This is a genomic window from Rhodococcus sp. Z6_132, assembly GCF_058133635.1.
In genome coordinates this window covers 517,961-540,599 of the sequence record NZ_JBYUNP010000002.1, presented here as the reverse complement: position 1 = coordinate 540,599, position 22,639 = coordinate 517,961, and the positions used below count along the sequence as shown (strand labels likewise).

Here is a 22,639-nt window from a genome sequence, read left to right as displayed (position 1 = left end):
CAACCTAGCCAACTTCACCCGCGATCGCCCGCCGCGCCACCGCCAGCGCCCGGCAGGGCACGATAGGTACCACCATGACAACTCCCGCTCCGGCCACCCTGACCGCCCGGATCCCCAGCTCGCCCGACGAGGACTCCCTGTTCGAGGCCTTCACCGAGTGGACCCAGGAGCGCGGGATCACCCTCTACCCCGCGCAGGAGGAGGCGGTGCTGGAGATCGTCTCCGGCTCGCACGTCGTCCTGGCCACCCCCACCGGGTCGGGGAAGTCGATGGTGGCCATCGGCGCGCACTTCGCGGCGATGGCGGCCAAGAAGCGCACCTTCTACACCGCCCCCATCAAGGCGCTGGTGAGCGAGAAGTTCTTCGCCCTGTGCGAGGTGTTCGGCGCGGAGAACGTCGGCATGATGACCGGCGACGCCGCGGTGAACTCCAGCGCGCCGATCATCTGTGCCACCGCCGAGATCGTGGCCAACCTCGCGCTGCGCGAGGGCGCCGGCGCGGACATCGGCCAGGTGGTGATGGACGAGTTCCACTTCTACTCCGAGCCCGACCGCGGCTGGGCCTGGCAGGTGCCGCTCATCGAGCTGCCCGACGCGCAGTTCGTCCTCATGTCCGCGACCCTCGGCGACGTCAGCTTCTTCGTGGACGACCTGCAGCGCCGCACCGGCCGGGAGGTGGCCGTGGTCAGCGGCACCGAGCGCCCGGTGCCGCTGATGTTCTCCTACGTCAACACCCCGCTGCAGGAGACCATCGAGGAGCTCGTCGCCACCAACCAGGCGCCGGTCTACGTCGTGCACTTCACCCAGGCCTCCGCGCTGGAGCGGGCCCAGGCGCTCACCAGCGTCAAGCTGTGCACCAAGGCAGAGAAGGACGCCGTGGCCGAGATGATCGGTGGCTTCCGCTTCTCCACCGGCTTCGGCAAGACGCTCTCGCGGCTGGTGCGGATGGGCATCGGCGTGCACCACGCCGGGATGCTGCCCAAGTACCGCCGGCTGGTGGAGCGCCTGGCCCAGGCCGGCCTGCTCAAGGTCATCTGCGGCACCGACACCCTCGGGGTGGGCATCAACGTGCCCATCCGCACCGTGCTGTTCACCGGTCTCACCAAGTACGACGGCGTGCGCACCCGGCACCTGCGAGCGCGGGAGTTCCACCAGATCGCCGGCCGGGCCGGGCGTGCGGGCTACGACACGCTGGGCACCGTGGTGGTGCAGGCCCCCGAGCACGACGTGGAGAACGCCCGGCTGGTGGCCAAGGCCGGCGACGACCCCAAGAAGCTCAAGCGGGTGCAGCGCAAGAAGGCGCCGGAGGGCTTCGTGTCCTGGGGCCGGCCCACCTTCGACCGCCTGGTGGCCGCCGACCCCGAGCAGCTCACCTCCCGGTTCTCGGTGAGCAACTCCATGCTGCTCAACGTGATCAGCCGTCCGGGCGACGCCTTCGCCGCGATGCGCCACCTCATCACCGACAACCACGAGAGCCCCGCCCAGCAGCGCAAGCACGCGCTGTCGGCCATCCGGCTCTACCGCAGCCTGCGCGACGCCGGCATCGTGCGGGTGCTGCCCGAGCCTGACGCACACGGGCGCACCGTGGCGCTGACGGTGGACCTGCAGCGCGACTTCGCGCTGAACCAGGCGCTGTCGCCGTTCGCGCTGGCGGTGCTGGAGCTGCTCGACCCGGCCTCGCCCACCTACGCCCTGGACGTGGTGTCGGTGATCGAGTCGACGCTGGACGACCCCCGCCAGGTGCTCATGGCCCAGCAGCACGCCGCCCGTGGTGAGGCGGTGGCGGCGATGAAGGCCGAGGGCATCGAGTACGAGGAGCGGATGGAGCTGCTGGAGGAGGTCACCTGGCCCAAGCCACTGGCCGAGGAGCTGCTCTACCCGGCGTTCGAGACCTACCGACAGGGCCACCCGTGGGTGAGCGAGCTCAACCTGTCGCCCAAGTCGGTGGTGCGCGACATGGTGGAGCACTCCATGACCTTCACCGAGCTGGTCAGCCACTACAACTTGGGCCGCTCCGAGGGCCTGGTGCTGCGCTACCTGACCGACGCCTACCGGGCGCTGCGCCAGACGGTTCCCGAGGACGCCCGCACCGAGGAGCTCGCCGACCTCACCGAGTGGCTCGGCGAGCTGATCCGCGGGGTGGACTCCAGCCTGCTCGACGAGTGGGAGGCCCTGCAGAACCCGGAGAGCGTCCCGCACGAGCAGCCGCTGGACGACGCCCCCCGGTCGATCACCGCCAACACCCGCAGCTTCCGGGTGCTGGTGCGCAACGCCCTGTTCCGCCGCATCCAGCTGGCCGCGCGCGAGCAGTGGGACGCCCTGGACGAGCTCGACCCGGACGTGGACTGGGCGGGCTCGCTGGAGGAGTACTTCGACGACCACGACGAGATCGGCACCGGCCCCGACGCCCGCGGCCCCCAGCTGTTCCAGGTGGAACAGCACCCCGGCACGTGGAAGGTGCGCCAGGTGCTGGCCGACCCTGCCGGCGACCACGACTGGGCGGTGCTGGCCGAGGTCGACCTGGCCGCCTCCGACGAGAAGGGAGAGGTCGCGCTCACCGTCACCGCTGTGCAGCGGATGTGACGGCGGGCGCGACCCCTCCCAGGGTCGGGCTCTCGTGTTGCCCTAGATGCTCGTGCTGAACCTAGATGCTCGTGCCGAACCTAGATGCGGCGAGCGGTGTTGTACTCCAGGTACTGGATCGGCGTGTACTTCACGCCCTGCCCGGCGGTGGGGGCGTTGAGCACGTTGCCCTTGCCGTCGTAGATGCCCACGTGCGAGACCGGGCTGTAGAAGAACACCAGGTCCCCGGCCTTGAGGTCACCCTTGGCGACGTGGCTGCCCACCGTGGCCTGCTGTGCCGCCGTGCGCGGGATGTTGATCCCGATCTGCCGGAAGGCCCAGGACGTCAGGCCGGAGCAGTCGAAGGTGCTCGGGCCGTTGGCGCCCCACACGTAGGGCGCACCCAGCTTGGTGGCCGCCACGGCCAGCGCCTTCTGCCCCGCCGAGGACGGTGCCGAGGTGGTGTGCGCGGCCGGCGCCACCGCGGCGGCGGCGTTGCCGATCACCCGGGTCGCTCCGGTCTTGGCGTTCCAGATGATCGACCCGCCCTGGAAGTCGCTGCGCTTGCCCTCGCTCACCTTGTACTCGTCGGAGGTCGGGTAGCCCAGGGCGCCGGTCTCCCAGCCCATGCTCTTCCAGCGGTCCCGGATCGCGCCGTGCACCTCGTGCGCCCCCGTGGCGTGCGACCAGTAGATGCTGCCGCCCTGGAAGTGGTTGAACGAGCCGGTGTGCTTGGCCGTGCCCCACTCGTCGTTCAGCGGAAAGCCCAGGAAGGACCCGCTGGCTCCCATGTTGTAGTAGTGCTCGCGGATGAGGCCCTTGACGCTGTGGGCGCCGGACTTGTCGCTCCAGTAGACAGCGCCACCGGCGAAGCCCTGGGCACGACCGCCCGGCACCGCATGCTCGTCGTCCACACAGTGCCCGAGATAGGACTTGTTGCCCCCGGCGCCGTGCCAGGTGCTGCCGATCTCCCCGTAGGGCTGGCACGCCGGAGCCGCCTGTGCCGCACCCTGCCCGATACCGACTCCAGCGACTGCGCCAGCGGCCACGGCAGCCAGCGTGATCATGTCTCGCAGGCGGTTCTTTACACCCATGTCGTTCCCCAGTCACTCTTCGTCAGTGCGTGGCTACGCATCGTTTGGAGTACGTGACGGTAACGGATCGTGACCTCAGCCCAGGGGACCTTCGCCCGGTCAGCGGCCACGCCGCGGGGCACTGCGGGACTCAGGCTTGCGCCCAGCCGCGGCCGGGTGTCACTATCCGCAGCGGGGTAGTTGGTTTCTGCACGTAATAGAAAAAGGACAGAGTGGGCATGGGGCGAGCGACGCGAGGCCACTCCGGACCGACCGCACCTGTCGCCGCCCCCGGCGCCGCTCCAGGCATGACTCACCGACAGGTGATGGAAGCCTTGTCGGGCTTGTTGCTTGCCATGTTCGTCACCGCGCTGGCATCCACAGTGGTGGCCAACGCGCTGCCCACCATCATCCCTGACCTGCACGGCAGCGACGCTGCCTACAGCTGGGTGGTCACCTCCACGTTGCTGGCGATGACCGTCTCCACGCCGCTGTGGGGCAAGCTCGCCGACCTGTTCTCCAAGAAGCTGCTGATGCAGCTTGCACTTGTGATATTCACCATCGCCTCGGTTGCGGCCGGCATGTCGGCGTCCACCGGGATGCTGCTCACCTGCCGGGCGTTCCAGGGCGTCGGGGCCGGCGGGGTCGCCGCGCTCACCCAGGTGGTGCTCGCCGCGATGGTGTCCCCGCGCGAGCGCGGTCGCTACAGCGGCTACCTCGGCGGGACGTACGCCCTGGCCACCGTGAGCGGGCCCCTGATCGGCGGCGTCCTGGTGGACACCAGCTGGCTGGGCTGGCGGTGGTGCTTCTACGTGGTGATCCCCTTCGCCGTGGCCGGGATCGTGGTGCTGCAGCGCACCCTGCAGCTGCCCGTGCAGCGCCGGCCGGTGCGCATCGACTACCTCGGGGCCCTCCTCATCAGCGCGGGGGTCTCGGCGCTGCTGATCTGGGTGAGCCTGGCCGGCAAGCGCTTCGCGTGGGCCTCCCCCACCACGGCAGTGCTGGTCAGCGGCGGGGTGCTGCTGCTGGCGATCGCCGTGGTGGTGGAGACGCGGGTGGCCGAGCCGCTGCTGCCGCTGAACCGGCTGCGCGGACGCACCGTCGTGCTGGCCACCGTGGCCTCCACCCTGGTCGGGGTGGTGATGTTCGCCTGCACGGTCTTCCTCAGCCAGTACTTCCAGGTCAGCCAGGGCGTGTCGCCCACCAAGGCGGGGATGCTCACCCTGCCCTTCATCGGGGGCATGTTCGTCGCCTCCACGGTGGTGGGCCGGCTGGTCAGCGCCTTCGGCTACTGGAAGCGCTACCTCGTGCTCGGCGCGGTCCTGCTGGTCGCTGGTCTCGCCGCGATGGCCACCGTGCGCGCGGACACGTCCTACCTGGTCCTCGCCCTGGCGATGTGCAGCCTGGGCACGGCGATGGGCCTGCTCATGCAGAACCTCATCCTGGCGGTGCAGAACACCGTGGACATGCGCGACATCGGTGCCGCCAGCTCCGGCGTGATGTTCTTCCGCACCCTTGGCGGTGCGGCGGGAGTGTCGGCCCTCGGCGCCCTGCTGGCCACCCGCGCCGCCCACCACGCCCGGGGCACCGGTGCGCTGCAGCCCGGCGGCGGCGGTGCGCTGCCCGACGTGGCCGCGCTGCCCGAGGCGACCCGCGCGGTGGTGCAGTCGGCCTACGGCCACGGCACCGGGGACCTCTTCCTGGTGGCTACCCCGCTGGGGATCCTCACGCTGATCTGCATCCTGCTCATCCGGGAGGTGCCGCTGCGCAAGACCGTGGACGCCAGCCCCGCCAGCGCGACCACGGACGCCCCCGCCGCCGGGGCCGCACCGACCGCAGCGGCGCCGCCGGCCCTCGGTGCGCCTCCCGGTACCCTGTCTGGGGCATGACCTCCACCTCTCCCGCACCCCGCGCCACCCCGTCGGTGGCAGAGCTGCGCGCGCGCCTGCCCGAGCTGGCCCTGCGTGACCAGCGCCGGCTGCGCAGCCGGTTGGAGCGGGCTCGCAAGGGCAAGGACCCTGCCCGCGCGCTGGAGCAGGTGGCCCGCGAGGTCGACGCCGCCGAGCTGCGGGTGGCCGGTCGCCGGGCTGCGGTGCCGGCCATCACCTATCCCGAGCAGCTGCCGGTCAGCCAGCGCCGCGACGACATCGCCGCAGCCATCCGCGACCACCAGGTGGTGGTGGTGGCCGGTGAGACCGGGTCCGGCAAGACCACCCAGCTGCCCAAGATCTGCCTGGAGCTGGGCCGCGGCGTGCTGGGCACCATCGGGCACACCCAGCCCCGCCGCATCGCCGCCCGCACCGTGGCCGAGCGGATCGCCGAGGAGCTGGACACCGAGCTCGGTGGCGCCGTGGGCTACACCGTCCGCTTCCACGACCAGGCCGGCGACACCACCCTGGTCAAGCTGATGACCGACGGCATCCTGCTCGCCGAGATCCAGCGCGACCCGCTGCTGCAGCGCTACGACACCCTCATCATCGACGAGGCGCACGAGCGCAGCCTGAACATCGACTTCATCCTGGGCTACCTCAAGGAGCTGCTGCCGCGCCGGCGCGACCTCAAGGTCATCATCACCTCGGCCACCATCGACCCGCAGCGCTTCGCCGAGCACTTCGCCACCGACGCAGGGCCGGCGCCAATCATCGAGGTCAGCGGACGCACCTTCCCGGTGGAGGTGCGCTACCGGCCGCTGACGGTGGAGGTGGGCGAGCAGAGCATCGACCGCGACCCGGTGGACGCGGTGTGCGAGGCGGTGGAGGAGCTGGGCGAGGCCGGTGACGGCGACGTGCTGGTGTTCCTCTCCGGCGAGCGGGAGATCCGCGACACCGCCGACGCGCTGCGCGAGCGCAACCTGCGCGGCACCGAGATCCTGCCGCTGTACGCCCGGCTCACCGCCGCCGAGCAGCACCGGGTGTTCACTCCCCCGGCCCCGGGCACCCGCCGCCGGGTGGTGCTGGCCACCAACGTCGCCGAGACCTCGCTGACCGTGCCCGGCATCCGGTACGTGGTCGACCCGGGCACCGCCCGCATCTCCCGCTACAGCGTGCGCACCAAGGTGCAGCGCCTGCCCATCGAGCCGATCAGCCAGGCCTCGGCCAACCAGCGGGCCGGCCGCTGCGGCCGGGTGGCCGACGGCATCTGCATCCGGCTGTACTCCGAGGAGGACTTCCAGTCCCGCCCGGAGTTCACCGACCCGGAGATCCTGCGCACCAACCTCGCGTCGGTGATCCTGCAGATGAGCGCCCTGGGCCTCGGCGACATCGCCGCGTTCCCGTTCGTGGAGCCACCGGACGCCCGCAGCATCCGCGACGGCGTGGCCCTGCTGGAGGAGCTGGGCGCGCTGCAGCCCGGTGAGCCCGACCCCCGCAAGCGACTCACCGCCTCCGGCCGCGAGCTGGCGCAGCTGCCGGTGGACCCGCGGATGGCCCGCATGCTCTCCCAGGCCCACCGCAACGGCTGCCTGGCCGAGGCGCTGGTGATCGTGGCGGCGCTGTCGATCCAGGACCCCCGGGAGCGCCCCACCGAGCACCAGCAGGCGGCGGATGAGCGCCACGCCCGCTTCGCCGACCCCACCTCGGACTTCCTGGCCTTCCTCAACCTGTGGAACCACCTGCGCGAGCAGCGCACCGAGCTGAGCAGCAACCAGTTCCGCCGGCAGTGCAAGGCCGACTTCCTGCACTACCTGCGCATCCGGGAGTGGCAGGACCTGCACGGGCAGCTGCGCTCCATCACCAAGCAGCTGGGGTGGACGCCCAACACCTCCCCGGCCGCCCCCAACGCGGTGCACCAGGCGCTGCTGGCCGGCCTGCTCAGCCACGTCGGGCTCAAGGAGGGCGAGAAGCGCGAGTACCTCGGAGCCCGAGGGGCCCACTTCGCGGTGTGGCCGGGCTCCGCGCTGGCCCGCAAGCCCCCGCGCTGGGTGATGGTGGGCGAGCTGGTGGAGACCAGCCGGCTGTGGGGACGCACCGCCGCACGCATCGAGCCGGAGTGGGCCGAGGAGCTGGCCCCACACCTGGTCAAGCGCACCTACTCCGAGCCGCACTGGTCCATCAAGCGGCAGTCGGTGATGGCCTACGAGCGGGTCACCCTCTACGGCATCCCCCTGGTGGCCCAGCGCCCGGTGCAGTACGGGCGCATCGACCCAGAGGTCTCCCGCGAGCTGTTCATCCGGCACGCCCTGGTGCAGGGCGAGTGGCGCACCCAGCACCGGTTCTTCCACGCCAACCGCGAGCTGCTCGAGGACGTCGCCGAGCTGGAGAGCCGAGCACGGCGGCGCGACATCGTCGTCGACGACGAGACGCTGTTCGAGTTCTACGACGCCCGGGTGGGCAAGGAGGTGGTCTCCGCCCGCCACTTCGACACCTGGTGGAAGAAGGCGCGCCGGGAGGACCCCGAGCTGCTGACGTTCACCCCCGAGGTGGTCACCAACCCGGCGGCGGCACCGGTGCTGGAGGGCGAGTACCCCGACGCCTGGCGGCAGGGCGAGATCCTGCTGCCGCTGAGCTACTCCTTCGAGCCGGGCGGCAACGCCGACGGGGTCACCGTGCAGGTGCCGCTGCCGCTGCTCAACCAGGTGCGCCCGCTGGGCTTCGACTGGCTGGTGGCCGGCATGCGCCACGAGCTGGTGACCGCGCTGATCAAGACCCTGCCCAAGCAGCTGCGCCGCAACGTGGTGCCGGCGCCGGACTACGCCACCGCCGTGCTGGACCGGGTCAAGCCGCGCAGCGCTCCCCTCACCGATGCCGTGGCCGACGCCCTGTGGTCGCTCAGCGGCACGGAGATCCCGCCCAGCGCCTTCGACCTGGACGCCCTGCCCGACCACCTGCGGATGACCTTCCGGGTGGTGGACACCGCCGGCGCCACGCTGGCCGAGGGCAAGGACCTGGAGGCGCTGCGCCGCCGGTTGCAGCCCAACGTGCGCACCGCGGTCAGCCAGGCGGTCTCCGGCGTGGAGCGCTCCGGGCTCACCGCCTGGAGCATCGGCGAGCTGCCGCGCAGCGTGGCGCACGCCGTGGGCGGACAGACCGTGCGCGGCTACCCCGCCCTGGTGGACACCGGCGACGCCGTGGCGGTGCAGGTGCTGCCCAGCGCCGCCGAGCAGCGCCGCGCCATGGCCGCCGGTCTGCGCCGCATGCTGCTGCTGGCGGTGCCCAGCCCCAGCAAGTCGGTGGTGGCGCGACTGAGCAACGCCGACCGGCTCGCGCTGAGCCAGAACCCGCACGGCAGCGTCGCCGCGCTGCTCGCCGACTGCACCGCCGCCGCGGTGGACGCGATCGTGGCCGAGGCCGGTGGCCCGGTGTGGAGCGAAGCCGGCTTCGCCGCGCTGCGGGACCGGGTGCGCGGCGAGCTGTCCGAGCGGGTGTTCGCCGTGCTCACCGCGGTGCGCCCGGTGCTGGCCGCCGCCCAGCAGCTGCGCCTGACCCTGGCTGGCGCCCGGGGCGAGCCCGCCGAGGACGTGGCCCAGCAGCTGGCCGACCTGGTGCACGCCGGGTTCGTCACCGAGGTGGGCCAGCGACGCCTGCCCGACCTGGCGCGCTACCTCACCGCGGCGCAGCGCCGGCTGGAGTCGCTGCCCGGCAGCGCCAACCGCGACCGCGACGCCATGGTGGTGCTCAACCGGGTGCGCACCGAGCACGCCCAGCTGCTGGCGTCGCTGTCGCCGGACCGCCACGACGACCCCGACGTCGCCGAGCTGCGCTGGATGATCGAGGAGCTGCGGGTCAGCCTGTTCGCGCAGACCCTGCGCACCGCCTACCCGATCTCGGAGAAGCGCATCTACAAGGCCATGGACGCCCTCCCCGCCTGATCCCGCTCTCGGGGCGTCCAGGTCCCTCCTCGACCTGGCAGGGGCGGAAAAGGGCGACAAGGGACCTGAACGCCCACCAGGGTCGGCCGGCGCCGAGCCGCTCACCAAACGACTGATCGCCCCCGGCCGGTGGCCGAGGGCGATCAGTGGGGCGCGTTGCTGCTAGTGCTTCTCCGGGCCCATGTGGTACTCGAAGACCATCCCGGCCGCGGTGAGGATGACGACCACACCAGCCAGCACGATCATCCACACGTGGTAGAAGGCCAGGGAGATCGCCATCATGCCCGCGGCGGCGGCCACGACGACCGGCCAGTAGCTGCCCGGGCTGAAGAAGCCGAGGTCACCGGCACCATCAGAGATCTCGGCGTCGCCGTAGTCCTCCGGACGCAGGGCCAGCCGTCGGGCGACGAACCGGAAGTAGGTGCCGACGATGAGCGAGAGCCCAGCGCTGAGGGCCAGCGCCGTGGTGCCGATCGGCTCCTGGGAGAGCACTCCGTAGATCACCGCGACGATGAGGAAGAACGCGGTGAGCAGCTCGAAGATGCGCGCTTCGATTCTCATGGGTCAGTCCACGTCTCTCTTGTCAGTTGCCGTCGGCGACGGTCGCCTGGCGAGCGTCACGCTTGGTGTCGAACGGGATGGTCGACGTGGAGACCGGGCTGCACAGCTCACCGCAGGCGGTGTCCTGCTTGCCCAGCTCGCTCAGCGCGCCGGCCGTGGTGTACGGAGCGTTGGTCGCGGGGTCGACCTGCTTGCGCAGCGCGACGTAGCGGTCGAACAGCTCGGGGCTGACGGCGCGGACCTCGAAGTTCATCGCCGAGTGGTAGGTGCCGCACATCTCGGCGCAGCGGCCGACGAAGGCACCTTCCTTGTCGATGCTGGAGATCTGGAAGACGTTCTGGCTGTCGTTCTTCTCCGGGTGCGGGAACACGTCACGCTTGAAGAGGAACTCCGGGACCCAGAAGGCGTGGATGACGTCAGCCGACTCGATGGTGAACTCCACCCGCTGGCCCGTGGGCAGCACCAGGATCGGCACCTCCTCGCTGGAGCCGATGGTGGTGACCTCGCCGCCAGAGGGGGTGTCCCCCTCCTCCGGGTAGCTGAACTCCCAGTTCCACTGGAAAGCAGTGACGTTCACCTTGACGTCCGGGTCGGCCTGCACGTCGGTGACCTTGTTCTGCGTGATGACCGTGAAGTAGAAGAGCACGGCGATCATGAGGAACGGGATGACGGTGTAGACGACCTCGAGGGGGAGGTTGTACTGCGTCTGGCGGGGGAACTCCTCCGCACCCTTCTTCTTGCGGTGGAAGGTGATGGTCCAGAACATCAGGCCCCACACCAGCAGACCCACGACCAGGGCGGCGATGACCGACCACGTCCACAGCTCACGCATGTCCTCGGCCTCAGGCGTGATGCCCTCGGGCCAGCCGAAGCGGAGCACTTCCTCCGATGAACACCCGGACACCAGAACTGCGGTCAGCGCGAGCAGCGCCGCGAGCCCTGTACGGGTCGCCCGACGACGGGTGTTCCCACTCTGCGCCACGTCCACGCCCTCCTAGTCACAAACCCCAGCAGGTCTGCCGGGGTGGCGAAAGACTATCGCAGCCCGCCGCGCACGCGCGCCGTGGGTTCGCCCGGTGCGGCGCCGTGTCCCGGCGGCCCGTGGTGACTGTTCGCGAGGGCAGCAAGCGGCATACTGAGACCGTCGTCGGTCGCCCTGGCGATCCTCCCGACCAACTTGATTGAGGTGCTCTTACAGCGTGTGCGGACTGCTTGGACTTCTGACCTCCTCGGCTGACGCCGCCGACCATGCCAACGCGGTCGCCGCCGCCATGCACTGCCAGCGCCACCGCGGTCCGGACGAGACCGGCAGCTGGCACGACGAGGACCTGGCACTCGGCTTCAACCGCCTCTCCATCATCGACGTCGCGCACTCCCACCAGCCGCTGCGCTGGGGGCCGCCGGAGTCGCCGGACCGCTACGCCATCGCCTTCAACGGCGAGGTCTACAACTACGTCGAGCTCCGCGAGCAGCTGGAGCGCGAGCACGGTGTGGTGTTCACCACCCAGGGTGACACAGAGCCGATCGTGGCTGCCTTCCACCACTGGGGCCCGGACGCCGTCACCCGGCTGCGGGGGATGTTCGTCTTCGGCATCTGGGACACCCAGACCCGCGAGCTCTTCCTGGCCCGCGACCCGTTCGGCATCAAGCCCTGCTTCCTGGCCACCTCCGCCGCCGGCACCGCGTTCAGCAGCGAGAAGAAGAGCCTGCTGGAGCTGGCCTCGGCGATGGAGCTGGACACCGGCCTGGACCAGCGGGCGCTGCAGCACTACCTGGCGCTGCAGTACGTGCCCGAGCCGGAGACCCTGCACGCCCAGATCAGCAAGCTGGAGTCTGGCTGCTGGGCCGTGGTGCGCCCCGGCAAGGACCCGGAGATCACCCGCTACTTCCACGCCGAGCTCTCCGCGGTGCCCTTCGCCAAGGGCGACGCCACCCGGCGCTACGCGGAGATCTCCGAGGCGCTGCAGGACTCGGTGGCCAAGCACATGCGCGCCGACGTCACCGTGGGCGCGTTCCTCTCCGGCGGGATCGACTCCACCGCCATCGCAGCGCTGGCCAAGCGGCACAACCCCGACCTGATCACCTTCACCACCGGGTTCGAGCGGGAGGGCTACTCCGAGGTCGACGTGGCCGCGGAGTCCGCCGCCGCCATCGGTGTGCGCCACGTGGTGCGCACCGTGGGCCCGGAGGAGTTCGCCGCCGCGCTGCCCCAGATCGTCTGGTACCTCGACGACCCGGTGGCCGACCCCGCGCTGGTGCCGCTGTGGTTCGTGGCCAAGGAGGCCCGCAAGCACGTCAAGGTGGTGCTCTCCGGCGAGGGCGCCGACGAGCTGTTCGGTGGCTACACCATCTACCGCGAGCCGCTGTCGCTGGCGCCGTTCGAGCACCTGCCCCGCGGCCTGCGCCGCGGGCTGGGCCAGCTGTCCAAGCGCATCCCGGACGGCCGCCGCGGCAAGGACCTGCTCCGCCGCGGGGCGCTGACCCTGGAGGAGCGCTACTACGGCAACGCGCGCAACTTCCGCGACGACGAGCTGCAGACGGTGCTGCGCGACTTCAACCCCGGCTGGGGCCACACCGACGTCACCGCCTCGCTCTACGCCCAGACCGAGGGCTGGGACCCGGTGGCGCGGATGCAGCACCTGGACCTGTTCACCTGGCTGCGCGGGGACATCCTGGTCAAGGCGGACAAGGTGACCATGGCCAACTCCTTGGAGCTGCGGGTGCCGTTCCTGGACACCAGGGTCTTCGAGGTGGCCTCGGCGCTGCCGCACCAGCAGAAGATCACCAAGGACACCACCAAGTACGCGCTGCGCCGGGCGCTGGAGGACATCGTGCCCGCGCACGTCCTGCAGCGACCCAAGCTGGGCTTCCCGGTGCCGCTCAAGCACTGGCTGCGCGGCACCGAGCTCAACGCCTGGGCCCGCGACATCGTCACCCAGTCGGGCACCGACCACCTGCTGGACAAGACCGCGGTGCTGCGGATGCTGGACGAGCACCAGGCCGGCACCACCGACCACAGCCGGCGCATCTGGACGGTGCTGGTGTTCATGCTCTGGCACGGCATCTTCGTGGAGCAGCGGATCAACCCGGAGATCTCCGACCAGCAGTACCCCGTGCTGCTCTAGCCCAGCACCCGCCACGACGAGCAGGGCCCGGACACCGCGTGGTGTCCGGGCCCTGCTCGGTCTCAGGTGTCCAGCGCTAGACGGGCAGGAGGGCGCCGAGCTCCTCGGCCGCCTCGTCGCCGTAGGCGCCCCGCAGGCGCGCGAGCGCCGCGTCGCGGTCCAGGGTCCACTCCTGGGTGCCCACCGTCTCCAGCACCAGCACCGCGATGAGCGAGCCCAGCTGGGCGGCGCGCTGCAGGCTCAGCCCGGCGCTGCGGGCGGTGAGGAAGCCCGCACGGAAGGCGTCGCCCACGCCGGTGGGGTCGGTCTTGTCGGTCTCGGGCACCACTCCCACGTGCAGCGAGGTGCCGTCGGCGCTGACGATCTCCACGCCCTTGTGGCCCAGCGTGGTCACCCGCATGCCCACCTGGTCGAGCACCTCGGCCTCGGTGAGCCCGGTCTTGCGCAGCAGCAGGTCCCACTCGTAGTCGTTGGTGAACAGGTACGTCGCGCCCTCGATCAGCCGGCGGGCCTGGTCACCGTCGAGGCGGGCCAGCTGCTGGGACGGGTCGGCGGCGAAGGGGATGCCCAGCGCGCGGCAGCCGTCGCTGTGGCGCAGCATCGCGTCCGGGTCGTCGGCGCCGACGAGCACCAGCTCCAGCTCGCCGTGCTTGTCCAGCAGCGGGCCCAGCTCGATGTCGCGGGCCTCGGCCATCGCCCCGGAGTAGAACGAGGCGATCTGCGCCATGTCCACGTCGGTGGTGCACACGAAGCGCGCGGTGTGCGCGGTCTCGGAGACGCGCACCGCCGTGCAGTCCACGCCGTGGCGCTCCAGCCAGGCGCGGTAGTCGGCGAAGTCGGCGCCCACCGCCCCCACCAGCAGCGGGTTGCCGCCGAGCACCCCCATGGCGAAGCAGATGTTGCCGGCCACCCCGCCGCGGCGGATCACCAGCTCGTCGACGAGGAAGCTGAGCGACACCTTGTCCAGGCGGTCGGCGACCAGCTGCTCGGAGAAGCGTCCGGGGAACTTCATCAGGTGATCGGTAGCGATGGAACCGGCAACGGCGATCGTCACGGTGGCAAGACCTTTCCAGTGTGGAGCGCGAGTCTGTCTACCGTACGGGGACCGTGGTGCGGACACGACCGAGGACCGCCACCCACGGGGGGTGACGGTCCTCGGAAGCTCTGCCGGCTCGCGCCGTGCCCGGCCCGGCTAGCGGGCCGCCGGACTCAGTTGAACGAGTCGCCGCAGGCGCAGGAGCCGCCCGCGTTCGGGTTGTCGATCGTGAAGCCCTGCTTCTCGATGGTGTCCACGAAGTCGATGGATGCACCGTCGACGTAGGGGGCGCTCATCCGGTCGACCGCGAGGTCGATGCCGTCGTAGCTCTTGACGAGGTCACCGTCGAGGGTGCGGTCGTCGAAGAACAGCTGGTAGCGCAGGCCCGCGCAACCACCCGGCTGGACAGCGATGCGCAGCGCCAGGTCGTCCCGGCCCTCCTGCTCGAGCAGCGCCTTCGCCTTGCTGGCGGCGGCCTCAGTCATGATCACACCATGGGTGGTGGTGGTCTCGTCCTGAACGCTCATGGGTCTCCCTCAGCTCGTGCTATTGGCTTTGCCTGGGCTAACGGTACTCCGCCTCCTGGCATTCCCTCACCCTGTGACCGGTACGTCCTGCCACCAGCACTGGTGACCGTCGTGGAGCTCTCGCCTACCCTGGTGCTGTGAAACTCCTGCGCCGACGCACGCCCACTCCCTCCGACACCGTGGAACCCACGGTCTCCGAGCCGGAGGTCGTGAACGGCAAGGGGCGCCCCACGCCCAAGCGGCGCGACGCCGAGGGTCGCCGCCGCGGACCGGTCCCCCCGCCGCCGGTCACCCAGCGCGAGGCCTACAAGCGCTCCAAGACCACCAAGGGCGCCAAGACCACCAAGTCGGAGCGACGCCAGGCCGCGGCCGAGCGGCGCGAGCGGATGATGTCCGGCGACGACCGCTTCGTGCTGGCCCGCGACCGTGGTCCGGCCAAGGCGCTGGCCCGCGACGTGGTGGACGGGCGCCGCAACATCACCGGGCTGTTCATGCCGCTGGCGCTGGTGGTGGTGCTCACCTTCATGATCCCGTCGCTGCAGAACGTCGTGGCCATCGGGATGCTGCTCATCATGATCGTGATGGCGGTGGAGGGTGTGTACCTGGGCAGGCTGGTCTCGGCCCGGGTGCACGAGCGCTACCCCGACGACACCACCAGCGGGCTGCGGCTGGGCTGGTACTCCTTCATCCGCGCCTCCCAGATCCGCCGCCTGCGGGCGCCGCGTCCCCGGGTCAAGCCCGGCGACCCGGTCTAGCCGCTCCCCCCGCCGGCCCGTCAGGCCGGGTCCAGGCCCATCGGTCCGTAGACCTTGGTGTCGCCGTCCAGCAGCACCACCTGGTGCACGCCGGCGCCGGCCAGCTCCTCCCAGCTGTCGCTGAACCAGGCCTCGGCCTCGGCAGCGTCGTCGAACTCCAGGTCCGGGCCCGCCACGGGGTGGCCCGCACTGTCCTCGTAGCGCCAGCGGTGTGCCATCGGTGTGCTCCTCCTGCGTGCGAGCTGCCCCGGTCGGGCGACCCTGGGGTGTGCCCAGACCGTAGCGGCGGCGCCGGGTGGCCGTGCCGCCGACCACGTCGTCGCGCACGGTAGCGTGCCCGGACGTGCGGACACTGGTGCTGGGCGGGGCCCGATCGGGCAAGTCCGCGCACGCCGAGCAGCTGCTGGGCACCGGGCCGGTGCGGTACGTGGCCACCGCCGCCGACCGCCCGCAGGACTCCGACTGGGCCGCGCGCATCGCCACCCACCGTGCACGCCGCCCCGCGCACTGGCTGACCGTGGAGGACGCCGACCTGGTGGCCGTGCTGGACGGTGCCGTCGCCGGCGACGTGGTGCTGGTGGACGACCTGGGCACCTGGCTCACCCGCGAGCTCGACGAGGCCGGCGCCTGGGAGTCCCCGCGCGGCACGCTGGCCCCCCGCTGCGCGGAGCTGGTGCGGGCCGTGGCCGGCTGCGCCGCCCGCCTGGTGCTGGTGACCCCCGAGGTGGGCATGGGCGTGGTGCCCGCCACCGTGTCCGGCCGGCTGTTCCGCGACGAGGTCGGTGCGCTCAACGGTGCCGTGGCCGCGGTGTGCGACGAGGTGCTGCTCGTGGTCGCCGGGCTGCCGCTCCGGCTGCGCTAGCCCAGTGACCCCGTACCCCGACCGCCGCACGTTCCCCACCCGTCCACCGAGAGGCTGCCCGTGAGCACCGACTTTCCCCCCGTCGCCCCGCCCGACGAGCAGGCGCACCGCGAGGCCGTGGCCCGTCAGCTGCAGCTGACCAAGCCCGCCGGCTCGCTCGGCCGGCTGGAGGAGCTGGGCGTGTGGATCGCCGCCTGCCAGGGCACCTGTCCCCCGCAGCCCATCACCCGCGCCCGCGTGGTGGTCTTCGCCGGTGACCACGGGGTGGCCGCGCACGGGGTGTCGGCCTACCCGGCCGAGGTCACCCCGCAGATGCTGGACAACATCCTCGCCGGCGGTGCCGCGGTGAACGTGATCGCCGCCGCCGCAGGGGCGACGGTGCGCGTGGTGGACGTGGCCGTGAACGTGGACACCGCCGACGTGGTCTCCGGCGGCAAGATCCGCCGCGGCTCCGGCCGCATCGACCGGGAGGACGCCCTCACCGCCCAGGAGTGCGCCGACGCCATCGCCCTGGGCCGGCGGCTGGCCGACGAGGAGGTGGACTCCGGCGCGGACCTGCTCATCGCCGGCGACCTGGGCATCGGCAACACCACCCCCGCCGCGGTGCTGATCTCCGCGCTCACCGGCGCCGAGCCGGTCACCGTCATCGGCCGTGGCACCGGGGTGGACGACAACGGCTGGATGCGCAAGGCCGCCGTGGTCCGCGACGCCCGCCGCCGGGCGATGGCCGTGGTGGACCACCCCGAGGCCCTGCTGCGCAGCGTCGGCGGCGCGGACTTCGCCGCCATGGCCGGCTTCCTGGCCCAGGCCGCGGTCCGCCGCACCCCGGCCATCCTGGACGGCATGGTGGTGACCGCCGCCGCGCTGGTCGCCGAGCGCCTGGCCCCCGGCGCCAAGGCCTGGTGGGTGGCCGGGCACCGCTCCGCCGAGCCCGCGCACGAGCTGGCCCTGGGCCGCCTCGGCCTGGTGCCGCTGCTGGACCTGGAGATGCGCCTGGGCGAGGGCTCGGGCGCGGTCACCGCACTGCCGCTGGTGCAGTCCGCGGTGCGCATCCTCACCGACATGGCCAGCTTCGACAGCGCCGGCGTGGCCGGGCCCGCGGGTGATCCCGCTCCCGCCCCGGCGATCCCCTCCTCCGAGCGGTGAGCGCCACGCCAGCGGACTCGGCCCGGCTGGCGCTGTCCTGGTTGACCGTCGCCCCCGTGCGTGGCCCCGAGCAGGTCGACCGGCGGGTGGCCGGCGGCGCGATCACCGTGGCGCCCGTGGTGGGTCTGCTGCTGGGCGCGGCCACCGCGGGCCTGCTGTGGGTGCTGGGCGAGGCGCAGGCCCCGGCGCTGCTGGCCGGGCTGCTCGCGGTGAGCTGGCTGGCCCTGGCCACCCGCGGGCTGCACCTGGACGGGTTGGCCGACACCGTGGACGGGCTGGGCTGCTACGGCCCGCCCGAGCGGGCGCTGACCGTGATGCGCGACGGCAGCACCGGACCGTTCGCGGTGGTGGCGCTGGTGCTGGTGCTCGGGGTGCAGGCGGTGGGGCTGGGCACGCTCGCCGTCGAGGGCCGCTGGTGGGCGGTGGTGCTGGCGGTGGCGGCCGGGCGAGTGGCCGTGGGCTGGGCCTGTCGCCGCGGCGTGGCCGCCGCCCGCCCGCAGGGGCTGGGCGCGCTGGTGGCCGGCACCCAGCCGGTGGCCGCGCCGCTGGCGTGGGGCGCGGTGCTGCTGGTGGCCTCAGCCGCGGCGGTGGACGGGCGCTGGTGGCAGGGCCCGGTGGCGGTGCTGGTCGGTGCCGCGGTCGCCGCGGCGCTGTCCTGGCACACCACCCGTCGCTTCGGCGGCGTCACCGGGGACGTGCTGGGGGCCTGCTCGGAGAGCGTGGTCACCGCGACCGTGCTGGTCCTCGCCCTGGGCGCCTAGCCCAGGGCACGCGGCCTGCGCCCTGCCGGGACGGTCAGCTCTTGATGACCTGCATCCAGCCATGGGTGTCGGCGACGTCGCCGCGCTGGATGCCGGTGAGCGTGGCCCGCAGCTGGGACGTGACCGGCCCGGTGACCTCGTCGGAGATGGTGAACTCGCCGCCGGCGTGCTTGACCCGACCGACCGGGGTGATGACCGCGGCCGTGCCGCAGGCGAACACCTCGGTGATGTCCCCGGAGGCGGCGCCCTTCTCCCACTCCTCGGTGGAGATGCGGCGCTCGGTCACCGGCAGGCCCATGTCCTGGGCCAGCTGCAGCAGCGAGCTGCGGGTGATGCCGGGCAGCAGCGAGCCGGACAGCTCGGGGGTGACCACCTGGGCGTCGTCGCCGGAGCCGAGGACGAAGAACAGGTTCATCCCGCCCATCTCCTCCACCCAGCGGCGCTCGGTGGCGTCCAGCCACACCACCTGGTCGCAGCCCTCGTCCGCGGCCTGGGCCTGGGCGAGCAGCGAGGCGGCGTAGTTGCCCGCGAACTTGGCGGCACCGGTGCCGCCGGGAGCGGCCCGCACGTACTCGGTGGACAGCCACACGCTCACCGGCTTCACCCCACCCTTGAAGTAGGCCCCCGCCGGTGAGGCGATGAGCAGGTAGCGGTACTCCCGCGCGGGGCGCACGCCGAGGCCGCCCTCGGTGGCGAACAGGAACGGGCGCAGGTAGAGCGACTCCTCACCGCCGGCCGCGGGCACCCACGCCTCGTCCGCCTCCAGCAGCGCGGCGATGGAGCCCATGAACAGCTCCTCGGGCAGCTCGGGCATGGCCAGGCGCCGGGCGGAGGTGCGGAAGCGCTCCGCGTTGGCGGTGGGGCGGAAGGAGCTGATGGTGCCGTCCGCGTGGCGGTAGGCCTTGAGGCCCTCGAAGATCGCCTGCCCGTAGTGCAGCACCATCGCCGAGGGGTCCAGCTCGATGGGGCTGTAGGACAGCACCTGCGCGTCGTGCCAGCCCCGCTCCTCGGTGTAGCTGATGCTCACCATGTGGTCGGTGAAGTGCGCGCCGAAACCCGGAGCAGCGAGAATGTCCGCACGCGCCTGCTCCGAGGCGGGGGACGGGTGCGGAGCTCGGGTGAAGGTGGCGGGCGCGTTCATGCCCTGCACGGTAGTACCCGCCGGTCAGCGGGTGTGCGCCGGGACGAACGGTGGCGCCACCACCTCGCAGGGCAGGCTGCGCCCGCGCACGTCCACCACCACCTGGCTGCCCGCCGACAAGCCCGCGACGGTGTCCAGCAGCGCCAGCGCGATGCCGGTGCGCAGGGTCGGCGAGAACGTCCCGGAGGTGGTGCGGCCGACCTGCACGCCGTCGACGAGCACCGGCATGTCCGCCCGTGGCACACCGCGCCCGCTGGCCCGCAGGCCCCAGGTCCGGCGCACCGGACCGGTCGCCTTCTCCGCCTCCAGCGCCTGCTTTCCCCAGAACTCCGGCTTGCCCCAGCCGACGGCCCAGCCCGCCCGCGCCTGCACCGGGGTGATGTCGGCGGTGAGCTCGTGGCCGTGCAGCGGGTAGCCCATCTCGGTGCGCAGCGTGTCCCGGGCGCCGAGCCCGCACGCCTGTCCCCCGAGCGGCTCGGCCGCAGCCAGCAGCGCAGCGAACAGCTCGGCGGTGTCGGCCCACCGCGGGAGCAGCTCGTAGCCGTGCTCACCGGTGTAGCCGGTGCGGCACACCCGCACCGCCCGGCCCTGCCACTGCGCGTCGGCGAAGGCCATGTAGTCCATGTCCTGCGGCAGGCCCAGCTGGGCGAGCACCTCCGCCGAGCGGGGACCCTGCACGGCCAGCACGCCGTGGCCGGTGTGCTCGTTGGTGACGGTGACCCCCGCGGGCGCCGCTGCGGACAGCGCGGCACAGACGGCGGCGGTGTTCGCGGCGTTGGGCACCAGGAACACCTCGTCGTCGCTCACCAGGTAGGCGATGAGGTCGTCCACCACGCCGCCGTCGGGGGTGCAGCACAGGGTGTACTGCGCCTGGCCGGGGCTGATGCGGCCCAGGTCGTTGGTGAGGCAGCGGTTGACCAGCTCGGCCGCACCCGGTCCGCGCACCGCGGCCTTGCCCAGGTGGCTGACGTCGAACACCCCGACGGCCTCGCGCACGCTGGTGTGCTCGGCGACCACCCCGGCGTAGGACACCGGCATCTCCCAGCCACCGAACGGGGCGAAGGTGGCGCCCAGCGCGACGTGCTGGTCGCGCACCGGGCTCTGCCGCAGCTGGCTCGACTGTTCGTCCACGTGCTGACGGTATCCCGCGGTGCCGGTGCGAACCGCTGGCGGCAGCCCGGACGCCGCTGCCGGCCCGGCACTAGCATCACCGGACAGAGACACGCGTTGTTCCCGCAGACCATCCCAAGGAGTCACCACGTGAGCGCTCAACCAGCCAAGGCCCTGCCCACCACCCCTGAGCTGCGGCTGGTCGAGGAGGTCGAGGGCGGCGTCGACGTGCTGGTCGTCGGGCTGCTGAAGGGCTCCAACGGCGACTCCCCCAGCCCCGAGCTGGTGGGCGCGGACGTGCTCGGGGGCAGCGAGCTGCTCGCCGAGCTCGCCGTCCTCGGTGCCACCGGCTCGGCCGGTGAGGTGACCAAGCTGCCGACTCGGGGTGCGGTGGGCGCCGCCACGCTGCTCGCGGTCGGGCTCGGCGCGCTGGAGGAGGGCACCAGCGCCCCCACCGGCGAGCAGGTCCGTCGCGCCGCCGGCGTGGCCGCGCGCGCGCTGGCCGGCACCGCCCGCGCCGCCACCACGTTGTCCACGGTGGACCTGGGCGCCACCGCGGAGGGCGTCATCCTGGGCAGCTACGTGTTCACCGCGTACAAGTCCGAGGCGGGCAAGGCGCCGATGGCCCGGATGGACCTGGTGGTGCCGGACGCCGCCGACTCCGCCACCAAGGCCGCGCTGGCCCGCTCCACGGCGATCGGTGGTGCGGTGGCCACCGCCCGCGAGCTGATCAACACCCCGCCCAACGACCTGTTTCCCGCCTCCTTCGCCGACCGGGCCGCCGCCCTGGGCAAGGCCGCCGGGCTCAAGGTCGAGGTCCTGGACGAGAAGGCCCTGGCCAAGGGGGGCTACGGCGGCCTGCTCGGGGTGGGGCAGGGCTCCAGCCGGCCCCCGCGCCTGGTGCGGCTGTCCTACACCGGCGGCAAGCGGGGCAAGCCCTCGGTGGCGCTGGTCGGCAAGGGCATCACCTTCGACACCGGTGGCATCTCCATCAAGCCCGCCGCCGGGATGGACGCGATGACCTCCGACATGTCCGGTGCCGCCGCCGTGGTCGCCACCGTGGTGCTGGCCGCACAGCTCGCGCTGCCCATCAACGTGACCGCCACCGTGCCGATGGCGGAGAACATGCCCTCCGGCACCGCGCAGCGCCCCGGCGACGTGCTCACCCAGTACGGCGGCACCACGGTGGAGGTGCTCAACACCGACGCCGAGGGCCGCCTCGTGCTGGCCGACGCGATCGTGCGGGCCTGCGAGGACAACCCCGACTACCTCATCGACACCGCCACCCTCACCGGCGCGCAGATGGTCGCCCTGGGCAACCGCACCCCCGGCGTGATGGGCACCGAGTCGTTCCGGGACCGCGTCGCGGTGATCTCCCGCGAGGTCGGCGAGGGCGGCTGGGCCATGCCGCTGCCCGCCGAGCTGCGCGCCGAGCTGGACTCCCCCATCGCCGACCTGGCCAACGTCGCGGGCAACCGCTGGGCGGGCATGCTGGTGGCCGGCACCTACCTCAAGGAGTTCGTGGCCGACGGGGTGCAGTGGGCGCACATCGACATCGCCGGCCCGTCGTACAACACCGGCAGCCCGCACGGCTACACCGGCAAGGGCGGCACCGGCGTTCCGGTGCGCACCATGATCGCCGTCCTGGAGGACATCGCCGAGCACGGCTGATCCGCTCGCGGCGGGGACTCGCGTCAGCAAAGGCCCAGATCAGCCCCCGGACAACCCGGCCGCCCGCCTGCGCACGATGCGCAGGCGGGCGTCGTGGTCCCGCATCCGCTGCGGGTAGCCCACCCGGTGCACGTCGTACACCGGGATCCTCAGGTCCTTGCCCAGCCGGCGCGCCGCGTCGGGGCCGTCGACGCGGCGGCGCGTCCACTCCCCGTCGTGGGCCACCAGCACCACCGTCATCCCGGTCACCGCGGTGGCCGGCTCGACGTAGGCCTCCACCCCGAGGTGCTCGCGCGCCCATGACCGCAGATGACGCCCGTCCGCGGGCTCGGCCCGCTGCCACCGGTTGGTCGCCGTCACGTCGCGGCGTCGCCGCCTGAACATCCCCACCGTGTGTCCCCCGGTCACGTCTGCCCGCACTGCCGTTGTGGCACTGAGCGGGTCGATAGTGCCACCTCGCCACCCGGCCGAGTTGGAGAAGTGAAAGGATGACCGGGCACCTGC

The 22,639-nt window shown here is 72.2% G+C and carries 18 protein-coding genes; 9 read left to right on the top strand and 9 right to left on the bottom strand.

Going from position 1 to position 22,639, the window contains the following annotated elements; translation table 11 throughout:
- The first annotated feature begins 74 nt into the window (after positions 1-74).
- Positions 75-2,582: a DEAD/DEAH box helicase gene (locus tag AC3YO9_RS09170; protein ID WP_489982934.1), complete on the top strand. Its 2,508-nt coding sequence runs from the start codon at positions 75-77 to the stop codon at positions 2,580-2,582.
- An 80-nt stretch (positions 2,583-2,662) separates the two neighbouring features.
- On the opposite strand, the gene AC3YO9_RS09165 is transcribed toward AC3YO9_RS09170, so the two are convergent.
- Positions 2,663-3,655, bottom strand: coding sequence for an NlpC/P60 family protein (locus AC3YO9_RS09165; protein WP_127783354.1), 993 nt, complete (start codon positions 3,653-3,655; stop codon positions 2,663-2,665).
- A gap of 305 nt (positions 3,656-3,960) precedes the next feature.
- On the opposite strand from AC3YO9_RS09165, the gene AC3YO9_RS09160 reads away from it, so the two are divergent.
- Both AC3YO9_RS09160 and hrpA read left to right on the top strand, forming a co-directional pair.
- A complete protein-coding gene (locus AC3YO9_RS09160; RefSeq protein ID WP_489982933.1) occupies positions 3,961-5,523 on the top strand; it encodes an MDR family MFS transporter in 1,563 nt (520 codons plus the stop codon).
- Positions 5,520-9,440, top strand: coding sequence for an ATP-dependent RNA helicase HrpA (hrpA, locus tag AC3YO9_RS09155; RefSeq protein WP_489982932.1), 3,921 nt, complete (start codon positions 5,520-5,522; stop codon positions 9,438-9,440). Before AC3YO9_RS09160 ends, hrpA begins: the two co-directional genes overlap by 4 nt.
- A 162-nt stretch (positions 9,441-9,602) precedes the next feature.
- On the opposite strand, the gene AC3YO9_RS09150 is transcribed toward hrpA, so the two are convergent.
- Together AC3YO9_RS09150 and ctaC are read right to left on the bottom strand one after the other, a co-directional pair.
- Complete coding sequence (locus AC3YO9_RS09150; protein WP_127783357.1) at positions 9,603-10,001, bottom strand: cytochrome c oxidase subunit 4; 399 nt, start codon at positions 9,999-10,001, stop codon at positions 9,603-9,605.
- Between the two features lie 22 nt (positions 10,002-10,023).
- Entirely contained in the window at positions 10,024-10,989 is a 966-nt protein-coding gene (gene ctaC / locus AC3YO9_RS09145; protein WP_127783358.1) for an aa3-type cytochrome oxidase subunit II, read from the bottom strand.
- Between the two features lie 211 nt (positions 10,990-11,200).
- On the opposite strand from ctaC, the gene asnB reads away from it, so the two are divergent.
- Positions 11,201-13,126: an asparagine synthase (glutamine-hydrolyzing) gene (asnB, locus tag AC3YO9_RS09140; protein WP_489982931.1), complete on the top strand. Its 1,926-nt coding sequence runs from the start codon at positions 11,201-11,203 to the stop codon at positions 13,124-13,126.
- A 76-nt stretch (positions 13,127-13,202) separates the two neighbouring features.
- Here asnB and AC3YO9_RS09135 read toward each other — a convergent pair whose 3' ends face one another.
- Both AC3YO9_RS09135 and AC3YO9_RS09130 read right to left on the bottom strand, forming a co-directional pair.
- Positions 13,203-14,180, bottom strand: coding sequence for a carbohydrate kinase family protein (locus AC3YO9_RS09135; RefSeq protein ID WP_127783360.1), 978 nt, complete (start codon positions 14,178-14,180; stop codon positions 13,203-13,205).
- Between the two features lie 155 nt (positions 14,181-14,335).
- Positions 14,336-14,689, bottom strand: coding sequence for a HesB/IscA family protein (locus tag AC3YO9_RS09130; protein ID WP_127783361.1), 354 nt, complete (start codon positions 14,687-14,689; stop codon positions 14,336-14,338).
- A gap of 137 nt (positions 14,690-14,826) precedes the next feature.
- Between AC3YO9_RS09130 and AC3YO9_RS09125 the strand changes: the two genes are divergently transcribed.
- A complete protein-coding gene (locus AC3YO9_RS09125) occupies positions 14,827-15,444 on the top strand; it encodes a DUF3043 domain-containing protein (protein WP_127783362.1) in 618 nt (205 codons plus the stop codon).
- A 20-nt stretch (positions 15,445-15,464) separates the two neighbouring features.
- Here the strand turns inward: AC3YO9_RS09125 and AC3YO9_RS09120 are convergent, their stop codons facing one another.
- Positions 15,465-15,662: a hypothetical protein gene (locus AC3YO9_RS09120; protein ID WP_127783363.1), complete on the bottom strand. Its 198-nt coding sequence runs from the start codon at positions 15,660-15,662 to the stop codon at positions 15,465-15,467.
- Positions 15,663-15,787: 125 nt separating this feature from the next.
- On the opposite strand from AC3YO9_RS09120, the gene cobU reads away from it, so the two are divergent.
- Genes cobU through AC3YO9_RS09105 form a run of 3 tightly spaced genes read left to right on the top strand, consistent with a single transcriptional unit; the run spans position 15,788 to position 18,213 of the window.
- Entirely contained in the window at positions 15,788-16,306 is a 519-nt protein-coding gene (gene cobU / locus AC3YO9_RS09115; RefSeq protein ID WP_241248893.1) for a bifunctional adenosylcobinamide kinase/adenosylcobinamide-phosphate guanylyltransferase, read from the top strand.
- Between the two features lie 60 nt (positions 16,307-16,366).
- Positions 16,367-17,452 (top strand): nicotinate-nucleotide--dimethylbenzimidazole phosphoribosyltransferase, encoded by a 1,086-nt coding sequence (gene cobT / locus AC3YO9_RS09110; protein ID WP_127783364.1) that lies wholly within the window; start codon positions 16,367-16,369, stop codon positions 17,450-17,452.
- The gene (locus AC3YO9_RS09105; protein ID WP_489982930.1) at positions 17,449-18,213 is read left to right on the top strand and encodes an adenosylcobinamide-GDP ribazoletransferase; all 765 of its coding nucleotides are present in this window, start codon (positions 17,449-17,451) and stop codon (positions 18,211-18,213) included. The genes cobT and AC3YO9_RS09105 overlap by 4 nt, the downstream gene beginning before the upstream one ends.
- A 34-nt stretch (positions 18,214-18,247) precedes the next feature.
- Here the strand turns inward: AC3YO9_RS09105 and AC3YO9_RS09100 are convergent, their stop codons facing one another.
- The gene (locus AC3YO9_RS09100) at positions 18,248-19,354 is read right to left on the bottom strand and encodes a branched-chain amino acid aminotransferase (RefSeq protein ID WP_489982929.1); all 1,107 of its coding nucleotides are present in this window, start codon (positions 19,352-19,354) and stop codon (positions 18,248-18,250) included.
- A 24-nt stretch (positions 19,355-19,378) separates the two neighbouring features.
- A complete protein-coding gene (gene gcvT, locus AC3YO9_RS09095; protein WP_489982928.1) occupies positions 19,379-20,485 on the bottom strand; it encodes a glycine cleavage system aminomethyltransferase GcvT in 1,107 nt (368 codons plus the stop codon).
- 129 nt (positions 20,486-20,614) lie between these two features.
- Here gcvT and AC3YO9_RS09090 point away from each other — a divergent pair, with 129 nt between their 5' ends.
- Entirely contained in the window at positions 20,615-22,135 is a 1,521-nt protein-coding gene (locus AC3YO9_RS09090; protein ID WP_489982927.1) for a leucyl aminopeptidase, read from the top strand.
- Positions 22,136-22,174: 39 nt separating this feature from the next.
- Here the strand turns inward: AC3YO9_RS09090 and AC3YO9_RS09085 are convergent, their stop codons facing one another.
- On the bottom strand, positions 22,175-22,525 hold the full coding sequence (locus tag AC3YO9_RS09085; RefSeq protein ID WP_489983451.1) for an oxidoreductase: 351 nt from the start codon (positions 22,523-22,525) through the stop codon (positions 22,175-22,177).
- Positions 22,526-22,639: the final 114 nt, after the last annotated feature.

Coding starts and splice junctions, on each gene's coding strand:
- AC3YO9_RS09170 (WP_489982934.1), top strand. CDS start 75: ATGACAACTCCCGCTCCGGCCACCCTGACCGCCCGGATCCCCAGCTCG.
- AC3YO9_RS09165 (WP_127783354.1), bottom strand. CDS start 3,655: ATGGGTGTAAAGAACCGCCTGCGAGACATGATCACGCTGGCTGCCGTG.
- AC3YO9_RS09160 (WP_489982933.1), top strand. CDS start 3,961: ATGGAAGCCTTGTCGGGCTTGTTGCTTGCCATGTTCGTCACCGCGCTG.
- hrpA (WP_489982932.1), top strand. CDS start 5,520: ATGACCTCCACCTCTCCCGCACCCCGCGCCACCCCGTCGGTGGCAGAG.
- AC3YO9_RS09150 (WP_127783357.1), bottom strand. CDS start 10,001: ATGAGAATCGAAGCGCGCATCTTCGAGCTGCTCACCGCGTTCTTCCTC.
- AC3YO9_RS09130 (WP_127783361.1), bottom strand. CDS start 14,689: ATGAGCGTTCAGGACGAGACCACCACCACCCATGGTGTGATCATGACT.
- AC3YO9_RS09120 (WP_127783363.1), bottom strand. CDS start 15,662: ATGGCACACCGCTGGCGCTACGAGGACAGTGCGGGCCACCCCGTGGCG.
- AC3YO9_RS09100 (WP_489982929.1), bottom strand. CDS start 19,354: ATGAACGCGCCCGCCACCTTCACCCGAGCTCCGCACCCGTCCCCCGCC.